Annotated in this window: 18 protein-coding genes; 2 read left to right on the plus strand and 16 right to left on the minus strand. The window is 70.8% G+C overall.

The features are described 5' to 3' along the window. Together AC1DVZ_RS01155 and AC1DVZ_RS01160 are read right to left on the minus strand one after the other, a co-directional pair. Window positions 1-1,509, minus strand: a complete 1,509-nt coding sequence (locus tag AC1DVZ_RS01155) for a carboxyl transferase domain-containing protein (RefSeq protein WP_477616345.1) — start codon at window positions 1,507-1,509, stop codon at window positions 1-3. Between the two features lie 28 nt (window positions 1,510-1,537). Beyond that, the gene (locus AC1DVZ_RS01160; RefSeq protein ID WP_477616346.1) at window positions 1,538-2,767 is read right to left on the minus strand and encodes a PucR family transcriptional regulator; all 1,230 of its coding nucleotides are present in this window, start codon (window positions 2,765-2,767) and stop codon (window positions 1,538-1,540) included. A 92-nt stretch (window positions 2,768-2,859) separates the two neighbouring features. Between AC1DVZ_RS01160 and AC1DVZ_RS01165 the strand changes: the two genes are divergently transcribed. Together AC1DVZ_RS01165 and AC1DVZ_RS01170 are read left to right on the plus strand one after the other, a co-directional pair. After that, window positions 2,860-3,969 (plus strand): ferredoxin reductase, encoded by a 1,110-nt coding sequence (locus tag AC1DVZ_RS01165; protein ID WP_477616347.1) that lies wholly within the window; start codon window positions 2,860-2,862, stop codon window positions 3,967-3,969. Between the two features lie 9 nt (window positions 3,970-3,978). After that, the gene (locus tag AC1DVZ_RS01170; RefSeq protein WP_477616348.1) at window positions 3,979-5,295 is read left to right on the plus strand and encodes a fatty acid desaturase family protein; all 1,317 of its coding nucleotides are present in this window, start codon (window positions 3,979-3,981) and stop codon (window positions 5,293-5,295) included. Window positions 5,296-5,388: 93 nt separating this feature from the next. On the opposite strand, the gene AC1DVZ_RS01175 is transcribed toward AC1DVZ_RS01170, so the two are convergent. The 14 genes from AC1DVZ_RS01175 to AC1DVZ_RS01240 all read right to left on the minus strand — a co-directional run bounded on the left by AC1DVZ_RS01175 (window position 5,389) and on the right by AC1DVZ_RS01240 (window position 23,995). Further along, on the minus strand, window positions 5,389-6,240 hold the full coding sequence (locus tag AC1DVZ_RS01175) for a class I SAM-dependent methyltransferase (protein WP_477616349.1): 852 nt from the start codon (window positions 6,238-6,240) through the stop codon (window positions 5,389-5,391). A gap of 183 nt (window positions 6,241-6,423) precedes the next feature. Beyond that, entirely contained in the window at window positions 6,424-7,554 is a 1,131-nt protein-coding gene (locus tag AC1DVZ_RS01180) for an alpha/beta fold hydrolase (protein WP_477616350.1), read from the minus strand. Between the two features lie 29 nt (window positions 7,555-7,583). Then, entirely contained in the window at window positions 7,584-8,765 is a 1,182-nt protein-coding gene (locus AC1DVZ_RS01185) for a CaiB/BaiF CoA transferase family protein (protein WP_477616351.1), read from the minus strand. Window positions 8,766-8,773: 8 nt separating this feature from the next. Further along, entirely contained in the window at window positions 8,774-10,711 is a 1,938-nt protein-coding gene (locus AC1DVZ_RS01190) for a hydantoinase B/oxoprolinase family protein (protein WP_477616352.1), read from the minus strand. Continuing rightward, window positions 10,708-12,849 carry a hydantoinase/oxoprolinase family protein gene (locus AC1DVZ_RS01195; RefSeq protein ID WP_477616353.1) on the minus strand — a complete coding sequence of 714 codons (2,142 nt, stop codon included), beginning with the start codon at window positions 12,847-12,849 and terminating at the stop codon, window positions 10,708-10,710. Before AC1DVZ_RS01195 ends, AC1DVZ_RS01190 begins: the two co-directional genes overlap by 4 nt. Window positions 12,850-12,928: 79 nt before the next feature. Next, the gene (locus AC1DVZ_RS01200; protein ID WP_477616354.1) at window positions 12,929-14,404 is read right to left on the minus strand and encodes a serine hydrolase domain-containing protein; all 1,476 of its coding nucleotides are present in this window, start codon (window positions 14,402-14,404) and stop codon (window positions 12,929-12,931) included. 116 nt (window positions 14,405-14,520) lie between these two features. Next, the gene (locus AC1DVZ_RS01205; RefSeq protein ID WP_477616355.1) at window positions 14,521-14,952 is read right to left on the minus strand and encodes a VOC family protein; all 432 of its coding nucleotides are present in this window, start codon (window positions 14,950-14,952) and stop codon (window positions 14,521-14,523) included. A 41-nt stretch (window positions 14,953-14,993) separates the two neighbouring features. Continuing rightward, complete coding sequence (locus AC1DVZ_RS01210; RefSeq protein WP_477616356.1) at window positions 14,994-15,890, minus strand: carbon-nitrogen hydrolase family protein; 897 nt, start codon at window positions 15,888-15,890, stop codon at window positions 14,994-14,996. Then, the gene (locus AC1DVZ_RS01215; RefSeq protein ID WP_477616357.1) at window positions 15,890-16,504 is read right to left on the minus strand and encodes an SRPBCC family protein; all 615 of its coding nucleotides are present in this window, start codon (window positions 16,502-16,504) and stop codon (window positions 15,890-15,892) included. Before AC1DVZ_RS01215 ends, AC1DVZ_RS01210 begins: the two co-directional genes overlap by 1 nt. Next, window positions 16,501-18,933 carry an aerobic carbon-monoxide dehydrogenase large subunit gene (cutA, locus tag AC1DVZ_RS01220; RefSeq protein WP_477616358.1) on the minus strand — a complete coding sequence of 811 codons (2,433 nt, stop codon included), beginning with the start codon at window positions 18,931-18,933 and terminating at the stop codon, window positions 16,501-16,503. The genes AC1DVZ_RS01215 and cutA overlap by 4 nt, the downstream gene beginning before the upstream one ends. After that, window positions 18,930-19,445 (minus strand): (2Fe-2S)-binding protein, encoded by a 516-nt coding sequence (locus AC1DVZ_RS01225; RefSeq protein ID WP_477616359.1) that lies wholly within the window; start codon window positions 19,443-19,445, stop codon window positions 18,930-18,932. Before AC1DVZ_RS01225 ends, cutA begins: the two co-directional genes overlap by 4 nt. Next, window positions 19,442-20,344, minus strand: coding sequence for an FAD binding domain-containing protein (locus AC1DVZ_RS01230; protein ID WP_477616360.1), 903 nt, complete (start codon window positions 20,342-20,344; stop codon window positions 19,442-19,444). The genes AC1DVZ_RS01225 and AC1DVZ_RS01230 overlap by 4 nt, the downstream gene beginning before the upstream one ends. Window positions 20,345-20,451: 107 nt before the next feature. After that, window positions 20,452-21,906: a uracil-xanthine permease family protein gene (locus AC1DVZ_RS01235; protein WP_477616361.1), complete on the minus strand. Its 1,455-nt coding sequence runs from the start codon at window positions 21,904-21,906 to the stop codon at window positions 20,452-20,454. 340 nt (window positions 21,907-22,246) lie between these two features. Further along, window positions 22,247-23,995 (minus strand): PucR family transcriptional regulator, encoded by a 1,749-nt coding sequence (locus AC1DVZ_RS01240; RefSeq protein WP_477616362.1) that lies wholly within the window; start codon window positions 23,993-23,995, stop codon window positions 22,247-22,249.

Here is a 23,995-nt window from a genome sequence, read left to right on the forward strand (position 1 = left end):
TCACCCGAGCCGGCGGTAGCGCTCCAGTCGCGCGGCCAGCCTGGTGGTCGGGTCCTCGCGCGCGAGGGTGGCCAGCTCGTGCTGGATGGCCTGCGACATCCTGAGGCAGAACTCCTCGGCCTCGTCCGCGGCGTCGGGGTGCTCGGCGACGATCCGGTCCACGATCCCGGCGTGGAGCAGGTCGAGCGAGCGGACCCGCTGGCTGGTGGCCAGCTCCGGGGCGTGGCTGGTGTCGCGGTGGAGGATCGCCGAGGCGCCTTCGGGCGGCAGCGGGGACAGCCAGGAGTGCTGCGCGCTGATCACCCGGTCGGCCGGCATGACGGCGAGCGCACCGCCTCCGGTGCCCTGGCCGAGCAGCACACAGACGGTGGGCGCGTCGAGCATGACCAGCTCGGCGAGGCAGCGGGCGATCTCGCCGGCCATCCCGCCCTCCTCGGCTTCCTTCGAGAGCGCCGCTCCCGCGGTGTCGATGATGCTGACGAGGGGAAGCTTGAGCTCGTGAGCCAGCTTCATGCCGCGCCGAGCCACGCGAAGTCCCTTGGGGGACAACGGTTCGTCGAGCGTCTGCCGGTCCCTGTCCTGACCCAGCACGATGCACGGGGCTCCGCCGAACCGGGCCAGGGCCATCAGCATCCCGGGGTCGTACTCGCCCTGGCCGGTGCCGTGCAGCGGAAGCACGTCGGTCGCGCCGAGCCGCAGGAGGGCGCGCACCCCCGGCCGATCGGAGCGCCGCGAGCGGGTGATCGACTCCCACGCCGGGGTGTCGGCGAGCTGCTCCTTGGGCACCTCGGGGACGTCGGGCAGGTCCTGCCGGGGGCCGGTGAGGACGGTGAGCGCGCGGTCGGCCACCTCCGCGAGCGCCTCGACGGGCAGGATCGCGTCGATGAGTCCGTGGTCGAAGAGGTTCTCGGCCGTCTGCACGCCCTCGGGGAAGGGGTGGTCGTAGAGCGCCTCGTAGACCCGGGCCCCGAGGAACCCGATCATCGCGCCGGGCTCGGCCACGGTCACGTGCCCGAGCGACCCCCACGAGGCGAAGACGCCGCCCGTCGTCGGGTGTCGCAGGTAGACCAGGTAGGGCAGCCCCGCCTCCTTGAACTCGGCACACGCGGCGCTGATCTTGACCATGCCGACGAAGGCGGGCGTCCCCTCCTGCATGCGGGTGCCGCCCGACGAGGGCGCGGCGAAGAGCGGCAGCTCCTCGCGGCGGGCGCGCTCGAACGCGAGCACCACCCGCTCGGCGGCCGTGCTGCCGATCGACCCGGCGAGGAAGCCGAACTCCCCGGCGATGAGGGCGACCCGGCGCCCCCGGATGCGCCCCTCGCCGGTGATGATGGCCTCGTCGGCGCCGGAGCGTTCGCGGGCGGCGGCCAGCTCCGCGGCATACGCAGAACCCTCGGGAGCCACGTCGCGGACCGGACCGTCCCACGAGACCCAGCTGTCGGTGTCGAGCACGGTGGTGGCGAGCTCGAGCCCGCCGAGTCGGCGCGTGGGCCTGGACGGGTCTGACATGCCACCTCCGGAGTGCGAGGCGACGAGCCTAGGGCGTGCGCGTCCCGCCCGTGGGGGGAACGCCCAGGGCGAGGACGAGGTCGAGCACGACGTGGGGGTCGTCGAGGTCGTCACCGAAGAGCTCGCGCAGCTGCCCCATGCGGTAGCGCACCGTCTGGGGGTGGACGAAGAGCCCGGCCGCCACCGCCTCGCGCCGCCCACCGAACAGCAGCCACAGGCGCAGGGTCTCGACGAGCTTCTCCCGAGCGGCGGGGGTCAGGTCGTCCAGCGGCTTCAGAGCGCGGGCCTGCAGGTCCGCGAGGGCTTCGGGGTCGGCGCTCAGGACCAGCTCGGCCAGGTGGGCGTCCGTGTCGTATGCCGTGGTGTTGCGGGTGTTCTCGGCCGCAAGCAGGCGCGCCGCTCGCAGCGCCCGCCGGTAGGAGGCAGCCGTCTGCAGCCAGGGCCTGGCCGGACCGAGCACGCAGCCGTAGTCGCGCAGGGACCGCAGGAGCCGACGGCGGGCGGGTGCTCGGAGGTCGGGCACCAGCAGCACGACGTAGTCCTCGGAGGCAGTCAGGTCGGGCAGGTCCTCGCCGAGGAACAGTGACCGCGGGTCCACGAGGGCTCGGGCCTGGTGCAGCCGCTCGTCCGGCACCAGCAGCACGGTGACCGTCGTCGGTGCGGCCCAGTCGGCACGCTCCGCGCGGCGGGTGGTCACCTCGTCGGACGCGCCGCGCACCAGATCGAGGGCCAGCCGCTCGAGCCTGCGCTCCTGGCTGCGTTCCGCGGTGGCGAGCTCGTCGGCGTGACCGGCGACGCTCGCCGCCGAGAGCTCGTCGATGTAGGCGAACACGAGCTCGGCGAACTGCGCCAGGAGGGGCGCGGACATCCCCGCCCGCACGCCGACGGCCGACAGCTCGCGCCACGAGACGCGGGCGCCGATCCGGTAGGCGGACAGCAGGGCGTCCATGCTCCGCCCGCTGCGAGCCTCGCCGCGGCCCAGGGCGTAGGAGGCCTGGCGGGCGGGGCCGAGCGGCGAGCTGGGGTCGTCGGACCGGGCGGYCATGGTCAGGAAGCTGCCGAGGGCGACCTGCACGGCCGACTCGATGTTGCCGACGAGGTAGTCGCGGGCCTCGGCGTAGCTGGGAACCTCGACGATGATCGCCTGGACGGCGTCGGCCGCCACCTGGGGGAGAGCGCGCTTGAGCTCGCTCTGCACCTCAGGTGGGATACTGAGCTCCGCCGCGTGCTCAGCAGCGGTCCCGCTGGCCGACGTCACCACTCGTTTTTATCCTTTGCGAACAATTGTGGTCGCGATTCTCACGCGCTGTGGTCAGGAAATTACCCTACCTGATCGCTCATAGTGGAACCATGACCGCAGTTCTCCCGCTCCGCACGACGCCAGGGTCCACTAGACCCCTGCCGTCCCTGCGCACGGTCCTCCGCCGAGTTGCCGAGGCAGTCGTCACCCCCGTGCTGCCCGATGACTACCTCGACCTGATCGCACCCATGCGCGCCGGCGCCGACCTCCGTGGTCGCGTCGTGTCCGTCACGCCCGAGACCCGGGACGCCGTCACGGTGCGCATCAAGCCCGGTCGCTCGTGGGCCGGCCACGTGCCCGGCCAGTACATCCGGATCGGCGTCGACGTCGACGGTGTACGCAACTGGCGCGCCTACTCGCTCACCTCCCCGGTGACCGCCCCCGACGGGATCATCTCGATCTGCGTCAAGGCGATCCCGGACGGCAAGGTCAGCAACCACGTCGTGCGGGCGCTGCAGCCCGGCACCCTGATCCACCTCGACCAGGCGACCGGCGACTTCACGCTCCCGTCGCCGCGACCGGCCCGCGCGCTGTTCGTCACCGCGGGATCGGGCGTCACGCCCGTGATGGGGATGCTCCGCAACCACCTCGACGAGCTGCACGACGTCGTGGTCATCCACTCCGCCCCCACCGAGGCCGATGTCATCTTCGCCGCCGAGCTGCGTGAATGGGCCGAGGCCGGCCGCATCCGCCTCGTCGAGCGGCACACCGACACGCAGGGGATGGTCGGCACCGACTCGCTCGACGAGCTCGTGCCCGACTGGCGCTTCCGCGAGACCTGGGCCTGTGGCCCCACCGGCATGCTCGACGCCTTCGAGACGGCCTGGGCCGACGCCGAGATCACCGACCGACTCCACACCGAGCGCTTCCGCCCGGTCATCATCGCCGAGGGCGAGGGTGGCACCGTCACCTTCGGCACCCAGCGCATCACCGTCGATGCCGACGGTGCGACCCCGATCCTCGACGCCGGCGAAGCCGCCGGAGTCCTGATGCCGTCCGGTTGCCGGATGGGCATCTGCTTCGGCTGTGTCGTGCCCCTGAAGGAGGGTGCCGTGCGCGACCTGCGCAGCGGCGACCTCACCATTGCCGCCAAGGGCGACGGCATCCGCATCCAGACCTGTGTGTCGGCGGCTGCCGGCCACTGCGAGATCGACCTCTAAGGAGACGTCATGACTGCCACCGCAGAGAAGTTTGACCTCACGATCGATGGTTCCGCTGCCTCCACCCCGAAGGCCCCTGGCGCTCCCTCCGTGCGCACCGCGACCCGGTCCACGAACAGCCGGCTGTCGACCGCCATCGCCGAGCGTCGCCACGTGCCGAAGCGCTCCGGCAAGGCCGACCCGACCGCGCACCTGACTGCCGAGGACGTCGAGGCCCTGGCCATGGAGCTCGACGAGCTGCGCCAGGGAGTCCTGGACTCCCGCGGAGCCGAGGACGCGGCATACATCCGCAAGGTCATCGACGTGCAGCGCAAGATCGAGCTCGCCTCGCGCGCCGTGCTGTTGTTCTCGATCTTCCCGCCGGCCTGGATCGTCGGCACCGCCGGCCTGTCCGTCGCCAAGATCCTCGACAACATGGAGGTCGGCCACAACATCCTCCACGGCCAGTGGGACTGGATGCGCGACCCCAAGATCCACTCCACCGTGTGGGAGTGGGACAGCGCCACCCCGGCCGCGCTCTGGAAGCACAGCCACAACGAGCTGCACCACACGTACACCAACGTGATCGGCAAGGACAACGACCTCGGCTACGGCATCATGCGCGTCGACGAGGACCAGCGCTGGACGCCGGCCTACCTCGGCCAGCCGATCTACAACTTCCTCAACATGTGCTTCTTCCAGTACGGCATCGCGGCCTACGACCTCGAGATCGGCAAGCAGCTCGCCGGCCGCGGTGACAAGGAGGAGTTCAAGCGCAACGGGAAGATGGTGCTGCGCAAGGTCGGCCGCCAGGCGCGCAAGGACTACCTCCTGCACCCGCTGCTGTCCGGCCCGTCGTTCCTGCACACCATCGCCGCCAACGCGACGGCCAACTTCGTCCGCAACGTCTGGACGCACTCGATCATCATGTGCGGCCACTTCCCCTCGGGCGTCGAGACCTTCGCCCGCGCGTCCATCGAGGGCGAGAGCCGTGGCGAGTGGTACCTGCGCCAGATGCTCGGGTCGGCCAACATCTCGGGCAGCAAGGCGCTGCACATCATGTCCGGCAACCTGAGCCACCAGATCGAGCACCACCTGTTCCCCGACCTGCCGAGCAACCGCTACGGCGAGATCGCCCCCCGGGTGCAGGAGATCTGCGAGCGGTACGGCCTGACCTACACCACCGGGCCGCTCTACAAGCAGGTCGCGTCCGCATGGGGGCAGGTCATCTCGCTGTCGCTCCCGAACCCGGAGCCCGGCCGTAACCGGATCGGCATCGCCGCGCAGGCGATCAACAAGCAGGTGCGGCGCAAGCTGCGCAACCGTCGCCCGGTCCGCACGGCCTGAGCCTGCGCCAGACACCACGCCGCCTGACACGTCAGCCCCGCCCGGACTCCGGGCGGGGCTGACGTGTGGTTCGCCGTGGCTCTCTCGTGGGGCTCAGACCCGCTGGGCGGTCACGAGCAGGTACTCCCAGTCGAGCACGGTGTAGCCGTCCCCGCGGTCGAAGCGTTCCGCCAGGGCGACGAGGTCGCGGTCCAGCGCCGCGACCTTGTCGGCGTCGTCGGCGATGGCCTTGTAGACGGCGATGGTCGGGCCGTAGTTGGTCTTGAAGAAGTCACGGAACTCCTCCGGCGTCGCGAACTGGTCCACCACGAGGTCCTGCTGTCGCGCCGTGAGCCCTTCGACCCGGTCGCCGAACAGGTCGCGCACGTGGTCCACGTGACCCCACAGCGGCGCTGGCTGCGCGCCGGGAGGCGGCGGCGGGGCATACGGCTTCATCGTGGCGAACATCTGCCCGATGAAGCCCTCCGGCGTCCAGCTGAGCAGCGCGATGGTCCCCCCGGGGCGGACGGTGCGCACCAGCTCGTCGGCCACCACCTGGTGGTGCGGTGCGAACATCACACCGACGCACGACACGACCGCGTCGAACTCGGCGTCGTCGAACGGCAGCGCCTCCGCATCGGCGACCCGCCACTCGACGGTCACGCCCTCGGCCTCCGCGTCGGCGCGCCCCTTGTCGAGCAGCTCTGGCGTGAGGTCCGTGGCCACCACGTCGGCGCCCGTGCGGGCGGCCGGGATGGCGACGTTGCCGGACCCGGCGGCGACGTCGTGCACGCGCTGCCCGGCGGTGATCCCGGCGGCCTCGACCACGATCGGGCCGAGTGAGGCGATGACGTCGCTGGCCACGGCCGCGTAGTTGCCGAGCGCCCACATCGTGGCGTGCTTGGACTTGAGGGCGCGGTCCTCGTCGGTGTCGGTGATCGCGGTCCCGGATGTCTGGGTTGTCATGCTGTGTTGCCCTTCTTCTGGTGTGGGTTTCACCCTGCGACCACGAAGGTAGGCGTGGGTGACAGGGCGCGACATCCGTGGAGGTACCCATCTTCGAGCCGCCTGGTGGCGGTGCAGGGCGACCGGGCGCGCACAGGGAGTGCGTGTATGCCGTCACGCCCGACCGAGCGGGGCGCGAGTCGGTCAGGCGCGGGTGAGCAGGCGTGCCACGGCTGCTGTGCGAGCCGACTTCCCGTGCAGGTCGAGCTTGGCGTACACGTTGCTGAGGTGGCGTTCGACCGTGCGCACGCTGAGCGTCAGCGCCTGGGCGATCGCGTCGTTGTCCATCCCCTCCGCGGCCAGGTGCAGGATCTCGACCTCACGAGGGGACAGGTCGTGGAGGCGGTCCGTGCGGCGGGGGGCGTCGCCGTTGGCCCGCGACGGCGCCGCGGCGCCCGTGTCCGGACTGGCTGTGCCCGCCTCCTCGGGAGCGAGGAACCGGAACAGCTCCTCGCGAAACACCTGCCAAGCGGGCTCGTCCTCGAGCACGATGTGGTTGTCGCTCTCGAGCGCAACGAGCCGCGCGCCGGGGATGCCGGCGGCCAGGTGGCGGGCCTCGTCGAAGTCCTGCATCAGGTCTCCGCGTGAGTGCAGCACGAGGGTCGGCAGGTGGAGGTCGCCCAGCAGGCCCGAGCTGTCGGCGGCCCGGCGCTGCTTCCTCGCCGCCCGCGCGATGTCGGCCGTGGTCGAGACGCGCTGCAGCTCGTCGACCCACACCCGCTGCTCCTCGGTGGCGCCGGGGATCATCAGGGAGGTGAAGACCCGCCGGAAGGCCGAGTCCGGACGTGCCCAGCCCACCTTGATCAGCCCGTCGAGCGTGTCGTCCATCTCGTCATCGGTCGGGTCCTCGGACGGCCTGCCGGAAAAGCTGCCGTAGAACACGATCCGCGCGACGCGCTCGGGGTGACGTGCGGTGTAGGCGATGGAGACCGGGCCTCCCTGGGCCATCGCGAGGAGGTCGAACCGGTCCAGCCCGGCGTCGTCGACAACCGCCTCGAGGTCGCCGAGACGCGCCTCGAGGCCGTGGTCGGTGACCTCCCGGTCGGAGAGCCCGTGCCCTCGCTCGTCGAACCGGACCACGGTCCAGTGCGCGCCCCACTCCTGCAGGTAGTGCCGCCAGACCGGTGACTGCCAGTCGTACTGGAGGTGGCTCAGCCAACAGGAGTCCACGACGAGCGGCGGACCGGTGCCGTGCACGGCATACGCGATCCGCACCCCGTCGGGCGCACGGCAGAACCGGATCTCCTGCCTCGGTTGCTGCGCACCCACGCCCACCTCACCGATGGTACGTGCGCGTGCGGCCCTCAGCCCTGACGTTGGTCCATCTCGTCGAGCCAGGCGCGGACGCTCTCGTCGTGCTGGCCCAACGTCGGCGGCGCGAGGTGCTCGCTGCGCCCACCGGCATACGCGTTGTCGTCGAAGCGGATCGATGGCCCGGGGATCTCGATGGGCCCCAGCACGGGGTGGTCGATGTCGAGCACGAGTCCCTGCGACCGCGTCTGGTCCCAGTCGTAGACGCGGTCAATGCTGCGCACCTCGCCCGCGGGGATGCCGAGCTCGGCCAGGCGCGGGAGGAGGACGTCGAGCGGGTGTGCCGCGAAGGCGGCGTTGAGGGCGGCCGTCACCTGGGGGCGGTTCACCGTGCGCTCGCGGTTGGTGGCCATCCCCGGTGTGGCGGGGTCGATGCCGAACGCCTGGGCGAGCGTGGTCCACAGCGACTCGCTGCCGCAGGCGACCTGGATGTCGCCGTCCTGGCAGTGGAACAGGCCGTAGGGCGACAGCGACGGGTGGTGGTTGCCCTGCGCGCGACCGACGTGACCGGCCACGGTGTAGGCGGTGCCCTGGAAGGCGTGGGCGCCCACGATTGCGGCGAGCAGGCTGGTGCGAACCACGCGCCCGACGCCGGTCCTGGTGCGCTCGTGGAGCGCGGTGACCACGCCGTAGGCGCCGTACATGCCTGCGAGCAGGTCGCCGATGGGGACGCCCACGCGCTGAGGGGTGTCGGCGTCGGGACCGGTCACCGACATGAGCCCGGCCTCACCCTGGGCGATCTGGTCGTAGCCGGGTCGCCCGCCCTGGGGTCCGTCGTGCCCGAACCCGCTGATCGACAGGATGACCAGTCGGGGGTTGAGCTCGTGGAGGCGGGCCGCGGAGAAGCCGAGCCGGTCGAGGACGCCCGGGCGGAAGTTCTCGATGAGCACGTCGCTGTGGGTTGCCAGTCGGGTGAGGACCTCGCGACCGTCGTCGGACTTCAGGTCGAGGGTGATCGACTCCTTGTTGCGGTTGGCGGCGAGGAAGTAGGTCGAGATGGGGTCGTCCTCGGGCCCGACGAACGGTGGCCCCCAGCCGCGGGTGTCGTCGCCGGTCCCGGGCGACTCGACCTTGATGACGCGGGCGCCCATGTCTCCCAACATCATTCCCGCGTGCGGGCCGGCGAGGGCTCGGGACAGGTCGATGACGACGATGTCCTCAAGGGGCGCGTTCACGAGTCTGCTCACATCCAGTCGACGTCGGCCGACGTCTTGCCGTCGGCGAGGCGAGCGTAGCCGGGGCCGCGGTCGAAGAACGGCTCCTCACCCGCGCGGGCGGCCCGCAGCTCGGCGCGCAGGGCGTCGGAAGCCGCCGTGTCGACGACCGGCGCGTCCTTGGTCCCCGTGGCGACGACCCCGTAGGCCGTGCGGGCGCCGTCGAAGGACACCTTGCCCCAGCGCAGGTCGCGTTCGACGTCCTCGTAGGGGCGTTCGAGCGGGTCGCCCCAGCCGCCGCCACCGGTGGTGCGGATCCTGATGACCTGGCCGGCCTTCACCGGTTCTGCATCGGCCAGCGCGTCGACCTCGCGCTCCTCGGGTCCGCCGAGGTCGATGGTGACGCTGAACGAGCTGCCGGCCTTGCCGCCCTTGACTCCCCAGCAGGCGAGGATCGAGCGGTCGGCGATGGACATGAAGTGCGCGTCCTTGAGCATGCGGATCTGCTTCTCGTAGCCCAGGCCACCGCGGTAGCGGCCGGCGCCGCCGGAGTCGACGGCCAGCCCGAGCCGTTCGACGATGAACGGGAAGCGGCTCTCCGTGAACTCGGTGGGGAGGTTCCGCGAGTCGGGCACCACGTGGATGGTGTCCTCGCCGTCGGCGTAGTAGCGCCCGCCCGAGCCGCCGCCCAGCACCTCGCGCATGAGGTAGTCGTTGCCGTCGCGGTCCTTGCCGTAGACGCCGGTGTAGCGGATCGTCTCCTGGTCGGCGGGCATCTTGCCGTCGACGGCCTTCGCCACGACGCCGGCCAGCACCCCGAGCAACCTGAGGATGACGAAGGTCCGGGCGTTGGTGGGGGCCGGGAAGATCGGCGTCAGCAGAGTGCCCTTGTCGGGGAAGCGCATCTCGATGAGCGGCACGATGCCCTCGTTGACGTCGAGCTCGGCCATCCGCTCGGGGGTGTCGGCGAGGTTGCGCAGGATGGGTGCGAGCCACTTCTTGAGGAAGTTGCCTCCCACGTAGTCGCCGCAGTGGTTGATCGGACCCTTGGCCTGCGGGGCGGTGCCCGTGAAGTCGATGATGAGCCGCGGACCACCGTCGCTGCCCGGGGTGGTGTCGGGGCCACCAGTCGAGGTCTTGGTCAGGGTGATCCGCTGGGTGTGCAGCCTGGGGTCGTCCACGCCGTCGTGCTCGGCGTAGTCCTCCCAGACGTAGGTGCCGTCCGGGATCTTGGACAGGATCTCGCGCCGGTAGGTCTCGGTCGTCTGGTCGAGGATCGTGTCGAAGGCGGCCTCGATGGTGTCGCGCCCGTAGCGCTCGAACAGCTCGGACAGCCGACGCGCCCCCATCAGGCAGGCCGAGCACTCCGCGTCGAGGTCGGCCGCCAGGGAGTCGGGCATGCGCGAGTTCCGGGTCATGATCCGGAGTGCGGCCTTGTTGGGAACTCCCTTGTCCCACAGCTTGATCGGCGGGACGGCCAGCCCCTCCTCGTAGACGCTGGACGCGTTGCTCGGCATCGACCCGGGCACCGCGCCACCGATGTCGTCGTGGTGTCCGAACGCCTGGACGAAGGCCACGACCTCGCCGTCACTGAACACGGGGACCGTCACGCACAGGTCGGGGAGGTGCCCGATGCCGCCCTCGGACTCGTAGACGTCGTTGTGGAAGAAGACGTCGCCCTCGCTCATCTCCGACAGCGGGAAGTCGCGGGCGATCGGGTGCACGAGTGCCGAGTAGGACCGACCGGTGAGCTTGCGCAGCTGGCGGTCGTGGATGCCGGCCCGGAAGTCGTGGGCGTCGCGGATCATGGGCGAGCGGCTGGTGCGTGCGATGGCGGTCTCGACCTCCATCTCGACGCTGGCCAGCGTCCCCTGCACGATCTCCACGAGGATCGGGTCGACCGTGCTTCCCGGGGGCGTGAGCCGGTTGCCGTGCTCGTATGCCGTGGGCAGGCCGGCGTTGTTCATCGCGCATCCTCGGTGGTGGTTGCAGTCGCTGTTGGGGTGCTCCGTGTGATGACCAGGTTGCCGATCGAGTCGACGCGGACCCGGAACCCGGGGTGGACCGGCACCGTCGATCCGAACTCCTCGATGATGGCCGGGCCCTCGAGCGTGTCGCCCGCCCGCAGGTCGGGACGCCAGTAGATGGGCGTGTCGGCCGGGCCGGCGTCGGCATCGAAGCACACCGGCCGGGCCGCCGAGCCTGAAGGATCGTGGGGGCCATCACCCTGACCGGTCTTCAGAGTCGCGGCGTTGCGGGGCTCGAGGTCCCGGAGCTCGGGGCGGGTGATCGGGCCGACGCCGGTCACGCGCAGGTTGACCCACTCGACCTGCTGGGTCGGGTCGTCGCGGAAGTCGTAGCCGTACAACGCGCGGTGCTCGGCATGGAACGCATCGGCGACCCCCGCGGCATACCCCTCGTCGACGGTGCCCTCGGGGGCGGCGACGCGCACCTCGAAGGCCTGGCCGAAGTAGCGCAGGTCGACGGTGCGCGAGTAGCGGTGCTCGTCTCGCGGGAAGCCTTCACCGTCAAGGGCTGTCGCGGCCTTGGCGGTGAGCTCGTCGAAGGTCTTCTGCACGGCGGGGTAGTCGAGCGTGGCGTGCTTGGACACCATCGTCTGGACGTAGTCGTTCTTGACGTCCACGGTCAGGAGCCCGAAGGCGGAGACGTTGCCCGGGTTCTGCGGGACGACGACCCCGGCGAGGTCGAGGATGTCGACCAGACGGCAGCCCAGCAGCGAGCCGGAGCCTCCGAACGTCGTGAGCATGAAGTCGCGGACGTCCAGGCCGCGCTTGACCGAGACCTGGCGCAGCGCGTTGGCCTGGTTCCACGCGGAGATCTCGAGGATGCCGGTGGCACAGCGCACCGGGTCGATGCCCAGCTGCTCGGCCAGGGCGTCGATGCCCGCGCGCGCGGCGTCCACGTCGAGGGGGATCTCGCCACCCAGCAGGTGCGGGGGGATCCGGCCGAGGAACACGTGGGCGTCGGTGATGGTGGGCTGGGTGCCGCCCTTCGCGTAGCAGAGCGGGCCGGGATCGGCACCGGCCGAGTGCGGTCCCACCTTCAGCGTGCCCTCGGGGGAGACCCAGGCGATGGACCCGCCCCCGGCGCCGACGGTGACGACGTCGATCATCGGGATCTTGCTGGGGTAGGCCCCGACCGTGCCCTCCGTCGTCAGGGTCGGCTCGCCGTCGAGGACGACGCTGACGTCGGTCGAGGTGCCGCCGCCGTCGCAGGTCAGCACCTTGGGGAACCCGGCGCGCTTCGCGATCAGGCCCGCCCCGAGCGCGCCGGCCGCAGGCCCCGACAGCACGGTCGTGATGGGCTGGTGGACGACCTCGTCGGCCGACAGCACGCCGCCGTTGGACTTCATGATGTAGAACGGGATGCCGCTGGCGAAGTCGTCGAGGCGCGTGTGGATGTTGGTGACGTAGCGGCTCACGTTGGGCTTCACCGCCGCGTCGACGAGCGTGGTCATCGAGCGCTCGTACTCGCGGTACTCACGCAGCACCTCGCTGGAGATCGACACGATCGCCTCGGGGTGCTCCCGCGTCAGGATCTCGCGCATCGCGAGCTCGTGGGTGTCGTTGGCGTAGGAGTGCAGGAAGCACACGCCCAGCGTGGTGATCCCGCGGTCGCGGAACCAGCGGGCCGCCGCCACGGCCGTGGCCTCGTCGAACGGCCGGAGCTCGTTGCCCTGGAAGTCCATCCGGCCCCCCACCGTGCGCACGGCATCGGCCGGCACGATGCGAGGGGGCTTGACCCAGAAGTACGAGTTGCCGTAGCCGTCGGGCACCGCCTGGCGGGCGATCTCGAGCATGAACTCGTAGCCCTCGCTCGTGATGAACCCGAGCCTTTCGACCTTGCCCTCGAGCAGCTTGTTGGTCGCGACCGTGGTGCCGTGGGAGACCGCCGTGATGTCGGTCCCGGTGGCACCCATGAGGTCGAGCACCTTGGCGACTCCGTTGATGAAGCCGTCAGCCGGGTTGCTCGGCGTCGACGGTGTCTTGGTGGTCACCATCTCGCCGGAGTCCTCGTCGAACGCCACCACGTCCGTGAACGTGCCGCCGGTGTCGATGCCGATCCTGATCCGCCGCTGAGCCATGGGTGAGATTCAACCGGTCACGCAGGCGCGTCGCCTTGGCACAAGTTGCCAACCAGACAGGCGAAGGCTGTGGCCCCCGTCAGTCCTGCGGCGGCAGGGCCGCACCGCGAACCGCCAGCCCCAGCGGATCGGCGCCGTACAGCGGCACCTCGCGCCAGCCGAGGTGCACCTTTCCGTCGGGACGGGTCCGCAGGCGCACGGTGTGCGGCGTCTCGATCAGGCGCACGTCAGCACTGAAGCACCCCTCACCGTCCCAGCCACCCGAGGCGACCACGGGCAGCTCGACGCCACCCACGGCGAATACCGACTCGACCCACTCGCCGTCCCCCACGTAGAGGCGCACCGGGGTGCCGTCGCAGTCCAGGACCACCTCGTGTGCCGCGTCGCCGGGTGAAAGGTTCATCGCGGCATACCTGGGCGGCAGGGTGCTGTCGTCGGCACGCACCCACCACCCGGTCTCAGGTCCCGGGGCGGAGGACCGCGGGGCGGGGATCGCCAGCGTGTCCAGCCGCTCCTCGAGGGCGGCATCGGCCAGCTCGTCGCCGTCCTCGTCCCGGATCCCGACCGCAGGGAGCAGGTGCTCCCACACGAGGTCGAGCACGGCTTGCATGTCGAGGGTCTCGCTGGTGATCGCCATCGCGATGTCCTGCTCCGGCAGCACGATCGCATACTGGCCGTAGGCGCCGTCGCCGCGGTAGCCGTGCCGGCCGACCCAGAAGGAGCAGCCGTAGCCCTGCGTCCAGTCGGGGTTGGCGTCGGCCTCGCGGTTGGGCAGACCGGTGGAGGTCGTGGCGGTGGTGACCCACTCCGGAGACAGCAGCGGCGCCCCGTCCCACTGGCCGTGGTCGAGGTAGGCCTGGGCGAGCCCGAGGATGGCGTCGCTGCCGACGTGGATGCCGGAGAAGCCGAGCTCGCGACCTGTCGCGGTGCGGTGCCAGGCCACGCCGGCGCCGCCCCTGGGGTCGAGCAGCGGCAGGACCCGCTCACGCAGGAGGGAGAGCACCGACGATCCGGTGGCTCCCCGCACCGCGCCCGCGGCGAGGTAGGTCGCGATCTGGTTGTAGGCCCAGGCCGTGCCGGGCTCGTGCTCCTGCGGGGTGGCGAGGATCGCCGCGAGCACCGGGTCGGAGCCGTCGTCGGGCGCGGGCTCGGAGGACGCCCTGACGACCGGAGGACCGTAGCCCTCGCCATCGTGACCGGTCGCCATCGTCAGGCAGTGGCCGAGGCTGAGTCGTCGGTAGCGGTCCGACACCTCGACCCCGGCCGGGAGGTCGCCGGGTGGCAGCAGGTCGAGGACCGGCTGGTCGAGCGAGAGCCGCCCCTCGTCGACGAGCAGCCCGACGGCGGTGGCGGTGAACGACTTGCTCAGCGAGTAGACGAGCTGGACCCGGTCGGGGGAGTAGGGAGCCCACCACCCCCGGGTGATCACCCGGCCGTGCCGGGCGACGAGAAGGCTGTGCGGGTCGTGACCGCCCGCCTCGAGGGCGTCGACGAGCGCGAGGACCCCGAGGGCGTCCACACCCTCGGCCGCGGGGGTGCTGGTCGGAAGAGACACCGGGTCAGTCTTGCGGCCGGAGTGCATTAGTGCCACCAGTGCCACGGATCGACCGTGGTGCGGTCCGTGCATGTCGACCCGTGGCTCGCGCGCCACGGATCGTCGCAGACCCTTGGTCAGGCGTCCCCGAAGCGTCCTCGGTGGTCGAGGGGGATGAGCGGCTTCTCGCCGCGGGCCTTGAGCTGCTGGACCGCCCAGGTGTTGCCGTCCGGGTCCGCGAAGCCGAAGAGGGTGCCACCGTCACGCTCGTCGAACACGGTGATCTCGCCGCACTCGACGCCCCGCCCGGTCAGCTCCTCGCGGGCCGCGGCCGCGTCGGCGACGACGAGCTGCAGGCCGCGCATCGAGCCCGGTGCCATCTCCTGCTGCGAGGGAAGCGTGCCGATCACGATGGAGCAGCCGGAGCCCTCGGGGGTCAGCTGGGCGACGTCCATGAAGTCGTTGGTGGTGTGGTGGTCGAGGTGGAAGCCGACCTTGTCGCGGTAGAACTCGATGGCCGACGTCAGGTCGGAGACGGGCAGGATGACAACTTCGAGGGTCCAGTCCATGGCGTCCATCCTGCCGGGTGGGCGTCAGCGCTGGAAGGACGTCAGTGCGGGAAGGAGGTCTCCGCGGGGCGTTCGAGCTCGTCGCGGTGGGCGCGGATCAGGTCGAGGTTGCGGTCGCGCAGGTGGTCGAAGCCCTGGCCGATGTTCGAGCCGGGGGTGAGCGAGGACAGGGCGGTGGCCGGGTCGAGCACGGCCGACACCCATCCCTCGTGCGAGGCGGCCTTGGCGGCGATGTGCGCGTTGGGCGTCACGATGTGCGAGTTGCCGAAGTACAGCACCCCGGCGGGGTCGATGCCCGTGGCGTTCGCGCCGATGACGTAGACGTGGTTGTCGTAGGCCCGCGCCCGCGAGGTGAGCTCCCAGATGTCTGCCGACCGCAGCAGCGCGCTGGGCCGGCAGATGACCTCGGCGCCCTGCACGGCCTGGATCCGCGCGAGCTCGGGGTAGTCGCCGTCGAAGCAGATGATCATCCCGATCCTGCCGAGGTCGGTGTCACAGACCGTGACGGTGTTGCCGGGGGTCACCCACCCGCCGCCGTCGACGTGCTCGGTGCAGAACGGGTGCGTCTTGCGGTAGACCCCGATCACCTCACCAGAACGGTCGATCAGCACCGAGGAGTTGTAGACGACGCCCCGCTCGGGGCCGCGCTCGTAGGTGCCCAGCACGGCATACACGCCCAGATCCCTGGCCACCTGCTGCACGGGCTCGGTGACCGGTCCGGGGATCTCGGACACGAGGTCCCAGAGCTCCTCGGTCGTGCAGTCGGGGGTGAACCCGGTGGTCGCCGACTCGGGGAGCACGACAAGCTCGGCGTCGGTCGCGTCGACGCAGCGCCGGGTGAAGTCGACGCACTTGTCGAGGTTCTTGCGCACCGACTCCGGGGACAACGGCCCCGGCACCGGCGCGAGCTGGATGGCAGCTGCCGTGAATGCGCGCATCAACGTCCTCCGATCGCCCATCCCACGATAACCCCGGCCAGCGCGACCGCCCCGCCCGTGACGACGCCCCACGCGTACGGGCGGCCACCGAACGCAGCCGTGGACGTGCCGACCGCCTCGATGGGACGCGGTCCCGAGGGCACCTCCACCGGCTTGGTCTTCTTCTCCTTGCGGACCCCGGCGATGTCGTCGTCGACCGCCTCGAAGAACTGCCCGGCCATCTTCCGGGTCACCCCGGCGAGCATTCGCTGACCGACGCCGCCGATCACGCCACCGACCGCCGCGTCGGCGTCGTAGCTCAGGTCGGTGCCACCGGCGGCYGAGGGTGCGAGGCGGACCACGACATCGGCGTCGACCGTGCCCGGCCCGCCGGCGCCCTGCGCCTTCATCGTGAACTGCTCGGGGTGCCGCGGGTCACGCAGCGCGACCTTGCCCTCGTAGGTGCCCTTGATCGCCGCGACGCCCGCGGTGACGGTCATGGCGTACTCGTCGGGGCCGACCTCCGTGAGCGCCTCGCAGCCGGGCAGGCAGCGGGCGAGCACCTCGGGGTCGTGGAACGCGTCCCACACCTGCTGGGGCGTCGCCTTGAGGGCGGCGGTGCCGGAGATCTTCATGGTGCCTCCTGCTGCGATGGGGTATGCCGCGTGCGGGCGAGAGAGGGGATCTCGCCGCGGGCGTGCCGCTGGCGCAGCTCCCACAGCTCGACCGGGGAGATCGGCATCGAGGTGATCGGGAAGCCCTCGGCGTCCTCGATGGCCGAGGCGATGACGGCGGTGACGGGGATGCACCCGGCCTCGCCGGCGCCCTTGATGCCCAACGGGTTCAGCGGTGACGGGGTCTCGAGGTGGTCGGTCTCGATGTGCGGGACCTCGGAGGCGTAGGGCATCAGGAAGTCCATGAAGCTCGCGTTGAGCAGCTGCCCGGACTCGTCGTAGACCATCCGCTCGTAGAGCGCGCCACCCACGCCCTGCGCGACCCCACCGTGGACCTGGCCCTCGACGATGAGCGGGTTGATCATGTTGCCGCAGTCGTGGATGACGCAGTAGCGCAGGATGCGGATCTCGGCGGTCACGGGATCGGTCTCGACGATCGCCGCGTGCATGCCGTTGGCGAAGGTGGCCTGGGTCGGGGAGTAGAAGTCCTTGCCCTCGAGGCCGGGCTCGTCGTCGTCGGCGACGGGTGGCTTGCTGGGGTCGTTGTTCCCGGCGAACTGGGTGGCCGCCTTGGCGGCGTCGTCGAAGGCGTAGCGCAGCGGGTTGGACATGACCGAGATGGTGCCCAGGGACATCGTGGCGCCGGGCGCGCCCTTGACCTGCACGATGCCGTCGACGATCTCGAGGTCCTCCGCCGAGACCTCGAGCGCGTCCGCGGCGATGCGCAGGGCCTTGGCCCGGACGTTGCGCGCGGCGAGGGCGATCGCGTTGCCGCTCATCACCGCGGCGCGGGAGGCGAAGGTTCCCACGGCATACGGCATTCGGCGGGTGTCGCCGGTGGTGACGAAGACGTCCTCGATCGGCACGCCGAGCTCCTGCGCGACGATCTGGGCGAACGACGTCTCGTGCCCCTGGCCCTGCGAGGTCAGGCCGGTGGACACGTTGACCCGTCCACTCGTCTCGATCTGGATGTGACCACCCTCGTAGGGGCCGACGCCCGTGCCCTCGACGTAGCAGCCGATGCCCAGCCCGACCCTGCGACCCTCAGCCTCGGCCTCGGCGCGGTAGGCCCCGAAGTCGTCCCAGCCGACGAGAGCCTTCAGCTTGGCGAGCGAGGCGGGGAAGTCGCCCGAGTCGTACTTGAGCGGCCGTCCGTCCTGGAACAGCAACCCGTGGTCGTAGGGCATCTCGCTCGGGAGGATGAAGTTGCGCGAGCGCACCTCGGCCCGGTCGACACCGAGGCGGTCGGCGATGGCGTCCATCGTGCGTTCCATGGCGAAGCAGCCCTGGGGTCGTCCCGCACCGCGGTAGGGGGTCACCAGGACCGTGTTGGTGTAGAGCGACCAGAACTCACAGCGGTAGGCGCCGGGCTTGTAGGGGCCGAGCAGCTGGGTCGAGGTGATGATCGGGACGATGATGCCGTAGGGGGTGTAGGCGCCGTTGTCGTGCCAGAACTTGACGTCGAGGCCCAGGATGCGGCCCTGGTCGTCGAAGCCGACGCGGATCTGCTGCAGCTGTCCGCGCTCGTGCGCGCTGGAGATGAAGTGCTCGCGACGGTCCTCGGTCCACTTCACCTCCTGCTCGAGAAGTCTTGCGGCCCAGGGGATCAGGACCTCCTCGGGCCACGGGTGGTTGATCTTGACCCCGAAGCCGCCGCCCACGTCGGGGGCGATGCACTCGACCTTGGCGAGCGGCAGGTCGAGCTTGGCGGCCACCGCCGCGCGCACGCCCGTCGAGGTCTGCGTCGAGGAGAAGATGCGCAGCTCACCCTTGTCGGTGTCCCAGCGGGCCAGGACGCCCTTGCCCTCCATCGGCATGCAGGCGCTGCGCTCGATGTCGAGGTCCAGCTCCAGCGTGTGGGGCGCGGCGTCGATGGCCGCGTCGACGTCACCGACCTCCTGGAGCATGCGGCAGGCGACGTTGCCCGGCACGTCCTCGTGGACCAGGGCCGACCCGTCGCGCGCGTTGGCGATCCCGACGACGGGCGTCAGCAGCTCGTAGTCGACGCGGATCCGCTGGCAGACGTCCTCGGCGACGTAGCGGTCGCGGGCGACCACCATGACGATCGCCTCGCCGACGTAGTTCACCTCGTCGCGGGCCAGGGCGAACTGCGTGCGGCCGTGGGTCAGCGTGGGGTGGGGGATGAGCAACGGCAGGGGTTCGCCGACCTTGCCCGGCAGGTCCTCGTGGGTCCAGATGCCGACCAGGCCGTCGATCTCGAGGGCGTCGCTGACGTCGATGTCGACGATGCGGGCGTGCGCGTGGGGGCTGCGCACGAACGCCGCGGCCAGTGCGCCGTGGCCCATGTCGTCGAGGTAGCGACCGCCGCCGGTGACCAGGCGTGGGTCCTCCTTGCGGGCGATCCGTGCCCCGAACATCTGCGTGGTCATGACTGCTCCGCCCGGCCTCCGCGCTCGGCCTTGATCTCCGCTGCGCGCAGCACGGACTTCACGATGTTCTGGTAGCCGGTGCAGCGGCACAGGTTGCCGGAGATGGCCTCGCGAGCCTCCTCGGAGGTCGGGTGCGGGTGGTCCTCGAGGTAGGCCGTGATGGTGGTCAGGAAGCCGGGCGTGCAGAAGCCGCACTGCAACCCGTGGCACTCCGTGAACGCCTGCTGCACAGGACCCATGGCGTCGATGGTGCCGAGGCCCTCGACCGTCGTGATCTCGTGGGCCTGGGCGCTGACCGCGAACATCAGGCAGGACCGCATCGGCTGGCCGTCGACGAGGACGGTGCACGCGCCGCAGACTCCGTGCTCGCAGCCGACGTGGGTGCCGGTGAGCCGCAGGTCGTGGCGCAGGAAGTCGGACAGCAGGCGTCGGGCCGGTGCCTTGGCGTGGCGCGGGACGCCGTTGACCGTCACGGTCAGGGCGAGCAGCTCCTCGGTGGCTGGTTCGGTCATGCGGCTGGGCCTTCCGTGTCGTGCGAGACCCGTTGCCCGGCAAGGGAGCTCGCGGCAGCCTCAGCCAACGTCAGTCGGGCGAGCTCGGCGGCCAGCATGGCGCGGTACTCCGCGGTGGCGTGGATGTCGCCCTCGGGCTCGATCGCGTCGCGCACGAGGTCGGCCGCCGTCGACCAGTCGATGGCGCCCGGCTCCCGCCCGGCGAACAGCGAGGTGACGTCGAGGGTACGAGGGACGTCGGTGACCGAGACGAACGACAGGCGGGCGTCCGCGACGACGCCGTCGGTCGTGCGGACGGCGGCTGCCACGCCGGCCATGGCGTAGTCGCCGTGCCGCCGGGCGCGCTCCATGAAGGCCGTGCCGGTCCCGGACGCGAACCGCCGGAACCGTACGGCGACGGCCAGCTCCTCGGCCTCCAGCGACGTCTCGAGGGCGCCCTGGAAGAAGTCGGCGACCGCGATCTCGCGCGTGCCGCCGGCGGACGCGGCCTCGACGACACCGTCGGTCAGGGCGAGCATCGCGGGCATCTCGCCGGCCGCGTCGGCGTGCGCGATCGAGCCGACGGTGGTGCCACGGTTGCGGATGACGGGATGGGCGACGTTGACCAGCGCCTGGCGCAGCAGCGGCAACGCGGCATACGCCTCGTCGTGGTGCTCGAGCTGCGCGTGGCGCACCAGCGCACCCACACGCACCTCGGTGTGGCTCACGACCACGTCGGCGAGTCCGGCGACCTGGTTGATGTCGACCAGGTGGGCGGGCGAGGCGAGGCGCATGTTCAGGATCGGGATCAGGCTCTGGCCGCCCGCGAGGACCTTGCCGTCGTGCCCGACCTCGGCCAGCACCGCGACCGCCTCCGCGACGGTGCGAGGGGCGTGGTGCACGAACGGCGCGGGCTTCACGGACTGATCCTGCCTTCTCGGGTCGGTGGGGGCCAGTTCCGAAGGGGAACGGAGCCGGGGGAAAGGGCATGGCCCCCGACGCGGGGTCGGGGGCCACGCGGAGTGCGCTAGCGGCGCTGGTTGAGGTCGTCGATCCCGTCGCTGTCGCCGTACGTGTCGTGCCCGCCGACCGTGAGCACGGCACCGTCGGCCCGGTCGCGGAGCTCCTTCGGAGCCAGCGCCTTGGCCAGGTGGTATCCGCCTACGGCCACGATCGTGCCGAGGGCGATGCCGGTGAGGGAGAAGTTGTCGGTGAACTTCAGCTTCACGTCGCCCACGCCCATGATGATCCCGGCTGCGATCGGCACGAGGTTGATCGGGTTGCCGAAGTCGACGCCGTTCTCCTTCCAGATCTTGGCGCCGAGCAGGCCGATCATGCCGTAGAGGACCACCGTGATCCCGCCGAGGACTCCTCCGGGGACGGAGGCCACGAGGGCACCGAACTTCGGCGAGAGGCCGAAGACGATCGCCACGATCGCTGCCACGTAGTAGGCGGCGGTCGAGTACACGCGGGTCGCCGCCATGACTCCGATGTTCTCGGCGTACGTCGTGGTGGGGGAGCCACCGACAGCCGTCGCGATGACGGTGCCCACGCCATCGGCCGCGATGGCGCGACCCATGACGGGGTCGAGGTCGTGGCCGGTCATCTCGGCGACGGCCTTGACGTGGCCGGTGTTCTCGGCGATGAGGGCGATGACGGCCGGGAGCACCAGCAGGATCGCCGCCATCGAGAAGCTCGGCGTGTGCCACCCGACGATCTCCTTGCCGTCCGCCGCGACCGTCGTCTGGGACGGGAAGCCGAAGAGTGCCGCGTCCTTGACGCCCGAGAAGTTGGTGCGGAAGTGGTCGGTCGCCTTGGTTGCTCCGCCGAGGACCGACGTGATCTCGCCAGCGGTCTTGTCGAGGATCCACGACAGCGCCGTGCCGAAGATGAGCGCCAGGAAGATCGCGATGCGCGAGATGAAGCCGCGGAAAGCGACGGCGCACACGATCGTGAAGACCATGACCGTGAAGGCCACCCACTGGTCCTGCGGCCAGTAGATGTTGGCCACCACCGGCGCCAGGTTGAAGCCGATGAGCATGACGACCGCGCCGGTGACCACGGGTGGCAGCACCTTGTGCAGCACGCCCGAACCGAGCACGTGGATGAGGACACCGACGATGGCCAGCACCACACCGGCCACGAGGATCGCGCCCGTGACCTCCTTGGAGTCACCACCCTGTGCGCGGATGGCTGCGACACCGCCGACGAACGACGCCGACGTGCCCAGGTAGCTCGGCACCTTGCCCTGCACGATGAGCAGGAACGCGATGGTCGCGATACCGCTCATCATGATGGCGAGCTGGGGGTTGAGCCCCATGATCAGCGGGAAGACGAACGTGGCGCCGAACATGGCCACGACGTGCTGGGCACCCAGCCCGACCGTCTTGCCCCAGGAGAGCCGCTCGTCGGGGGCCACGACGTCGTCGGGGCCCATCGTCTTGCCGTCTCCGTGTAGTTTCCAACCCAAGCCCAATGACATGYGGACTCCTTATCCACCAGCGCGGCCACCCCTGGTGACGTGGCCCACAGTCCCGTTCGGGATACGCGAAAACTAGCGGCCAGACCGCCCGCTGCATTGGGCAATTGTTGCTATCGGGGCCGGAGCGGCTTTCGGCAGAGTATGCGGAGTGGCGCGCTCGCTTTGCGGGCTCGGCAGGAGTCGAATGGGCTGTGCCGCGTCCCTCCCGCCAGAGGGCGCGGCACCTTCGTGCCCCGCAGCATACGGAACCTTTGCTAGCAAAGGTTCCTCGTTCGTGGACAGGTTGCAACTTGTCCGCCAGCCACTTTCCTGTCCTAGCAAAGGTTCCTTGCGAGCGTGTTCAGATGCCGCGCATCTGGTGCACCTTGAGCGCCAGGGCGAGCTTGAGCCGCAGCTGGGGGTCGGTGGTGAACGGTCCGAGCATCTTCTCCAGCTTCACGATCCGGTAGCGCAGCGTGTTGTAGTGGAAGAAGAGCTGGCGGGCGGTCTCGGCGACGTTCATGTTGGTGTCGATGAGGATCGACAGGGTGCGGCGCAGGTCGACGTTCTCCGGGGAGTCGTCGGCGGCGAGGCCACCGAGCGACTCGTCCACGAACCGGCGCAGGTCGGCGCTGTCGGGGATCAGCGCGAGCAGCCGGAACACCCCGAGGCCGTCGAAGTGCGTGACCGCGGAGTCGCCGTGCAGCTGACGTCCGACGCTCACCGCGCTGAGGGCTTCCTCGTAGGCCTGGGGCAGGTCGGCGACCGAGTCGATCGGCCGCGAGACGCCGGTGGAGAACGTGCGCCGACCGCCGCCGCCGATGCCGCTGATGACCCGGACGACCTCGGAGACCGTGCGCATGATGGCGTCGGTGTCCGCGCTGGGCGACACCCCGCACAACGCGACGACCTCCTGGCTGAACCCCATGACCGGGGCGCGCGGGTCGCGCACTGACATCGCCTGGCTCCACGCCCGCGAGAAGCGCTCCTGCAGCACCCCGACCTCCTCCGGGGAGCGCGTCGAGTGCGCGTCGTCCTCGTCGGTCTCGGCCACGACCACCACGAGCCTGCGGTCGATGTCCCAGCCCAGGGACGCCGCATGGGCCACGGCTTCGGTGGGGGAGCCGGCGCGTCCGGAGAGGGCGTCGCGCAGGAACTCGGCGCGGTACTTGCTCTCGACCGCCGAGACCGCCTGCTCCTTGGTGATCGCCAGGGCCGCGACGGTCGCCGCCCGCTCGAGCAGGTGGACGTCGTCGGCCGTGAGGGGACGGTCCCCCACGAACGCGGCCAGCAGCCCGTGGTTGAGGTTGCCCGCCGCGATCCGCACCATGGCTCGACGGGCGTTGGCGCCGTGCGCGGGACGGATGCCGACCGGTTCGTGCTCGGTGATGAGCCGTCCCGTGCGGTCGAAGCAGTCGAGGGCCAGGGCCGCGGCGAGGTCGTCCTCCGACCCGGCCCTGGCCAGCACGCGACCGTCGCTGCTGGTCACCATCGCGGCGCCTCCGAGGAAGCCGGCGAGACGCTGGCAGAGGTCCTCGAGCCCACCACCGGCGAGCACGACCCCGACCAGGATCTGGTGGGCTTCCTCGACCCGTTCGAGGATGCCGGCCTGCTGGTCGAGCACGGCCCCCAGGACCTCGGTCACCATCCGCTCGGGAGCGGCCGTGGCAGCGGCCAGCACCAGGGGCAGCCCGGCCACGGCGGCCCGGGTGCGCCAGTCCCGGGCCTGGTCGACGGTGCCCCCGGCGACGGCGAGGGCCGTGGCGCCGTCGAGCGAGCACTGTTCGAACGGGTCCCGCCCGGCCGCCTCCCACGCCACGACGGCGTCGGCACCGGCGCAGACGAGGTGGTGGCGCGGGTCGGGCGCGGCCCCGAGCAGCGAGGCCCGCATGACGCCGCGCGGTGGCCGGTCGGGGTCGTGGAGCAGTTCGGCGCCGACGAGCGACGGCAGGGCCAGCAGCCCCTCGAGGCTCACGCCGCCGACCAGGTCATGGCTGGGTGCCTGGGTTGCGTGGGCCGCCTCGGGGGCCGGGACTCCTGCGGGCGTCGGGGGCGGGGCCGATGGCAACTCCGCGTCAACCAGGCCGCCATCCTTGGCAACATTCACCAT

It is taken from the genome of Pedococcus sp. P2_E5 (assembly GCF_056403895.1).

What these genes read in the sequence shown, in the direction of transcription:
- AC1DVZ_RS01155 (WP_477616345.1), bottom strand. Translation starts at nt 1,509, where the DNA reads ATGTCAGACCCGTCCAGGCCCACGCGCCGACTCGGCGGGCTCGAGCTC.
- AC1DVZ_RS01165 (WP_477616347.1), top strand. Translation starts at nt 2,860, where the DNA reads ATGACCGCAGTTCTCCCGCTCCGCACGACGCCAGGGTCCACTAGACCC.
- AC1DVZ_RS01170 (WP_477616348.1), top strand. Translation starts at nt 3,979, where the DNA reads ATGACTGCCACCGCAGAGAAGTTTGACCTCACGATCGATGGTTCCGCT.
- AC1DVZ_RS01175 (WP_477616349.1), bottom strand. Translation starts at nt 6,240, where the DNA reads ATGACAACCCAGACATCCGGGACCGCGATCACCGACACCGACGAGGAC.
- AC1DVZ_RS01190 (WP_477616352.1), bottom strand. Translation starts at nt 10,711, where the DNA reads ATGAACAACGCCGGCCTGCCCACGGCATACGAGCACGGCAACCGGCTC.
- AC1DVZ_RS01195 (WP_477616353.1), bottom strand. Translation starts at nt 12,849, where the DNA reads ATGGCTCAGCGGCGGATCAGGATCGGCATCGACACCGGCGGCACGTTC.
- AC1DVZ_RS01205 (WP_477616355.1), bottom strand. Translation starts at nt 14,952, where the DNA reads ATGGACTGGACCCTCGAAGTTGTCATCCTGCCCGTCTCCGACCTGACG.
- AC1DVZ_RS01210 (WP_477616356.1), bottom strand. Translation starts at nt 15,890, where the DNA reads ATGCGCGCATTCACGGCAGCTGCCATCCAGCTCGCGCCGGTGCCGGGG.
- cutA (WP_477616358.1), bottom strand. Translation starts at nt 18,933, where the DNA reads ATGACCACGCAGATGTTCGGGGCACGGATCGCCCGCAAGGAGGACCCA.
- AC1DVZ_RS01225 (WP_477616359.1), bottom strand. Translation starts at nt 19,445, where the DNA reads ATGACCGAACCAGCCACCGAGGAGCTGCTCGCCCTGACCGTGACGGTC.
- AC1DVZ_RS01235 (WP_477616361.1), bottom strand. Translation starts at nt 21,906, where the DNA reads ATGTCATTGGGCTTGGGTTGGAAACTACACGGAGACGGCAAGACGATG.
- AC1DVZ_RS01240 (WP_477616362.1), bottom strand. Translation starts at nt 23,995, where the DNA reads ATGGTGAATGTTGCCAAGGATGGCGGCCTGGTTGACGCGGAGTTGCCA.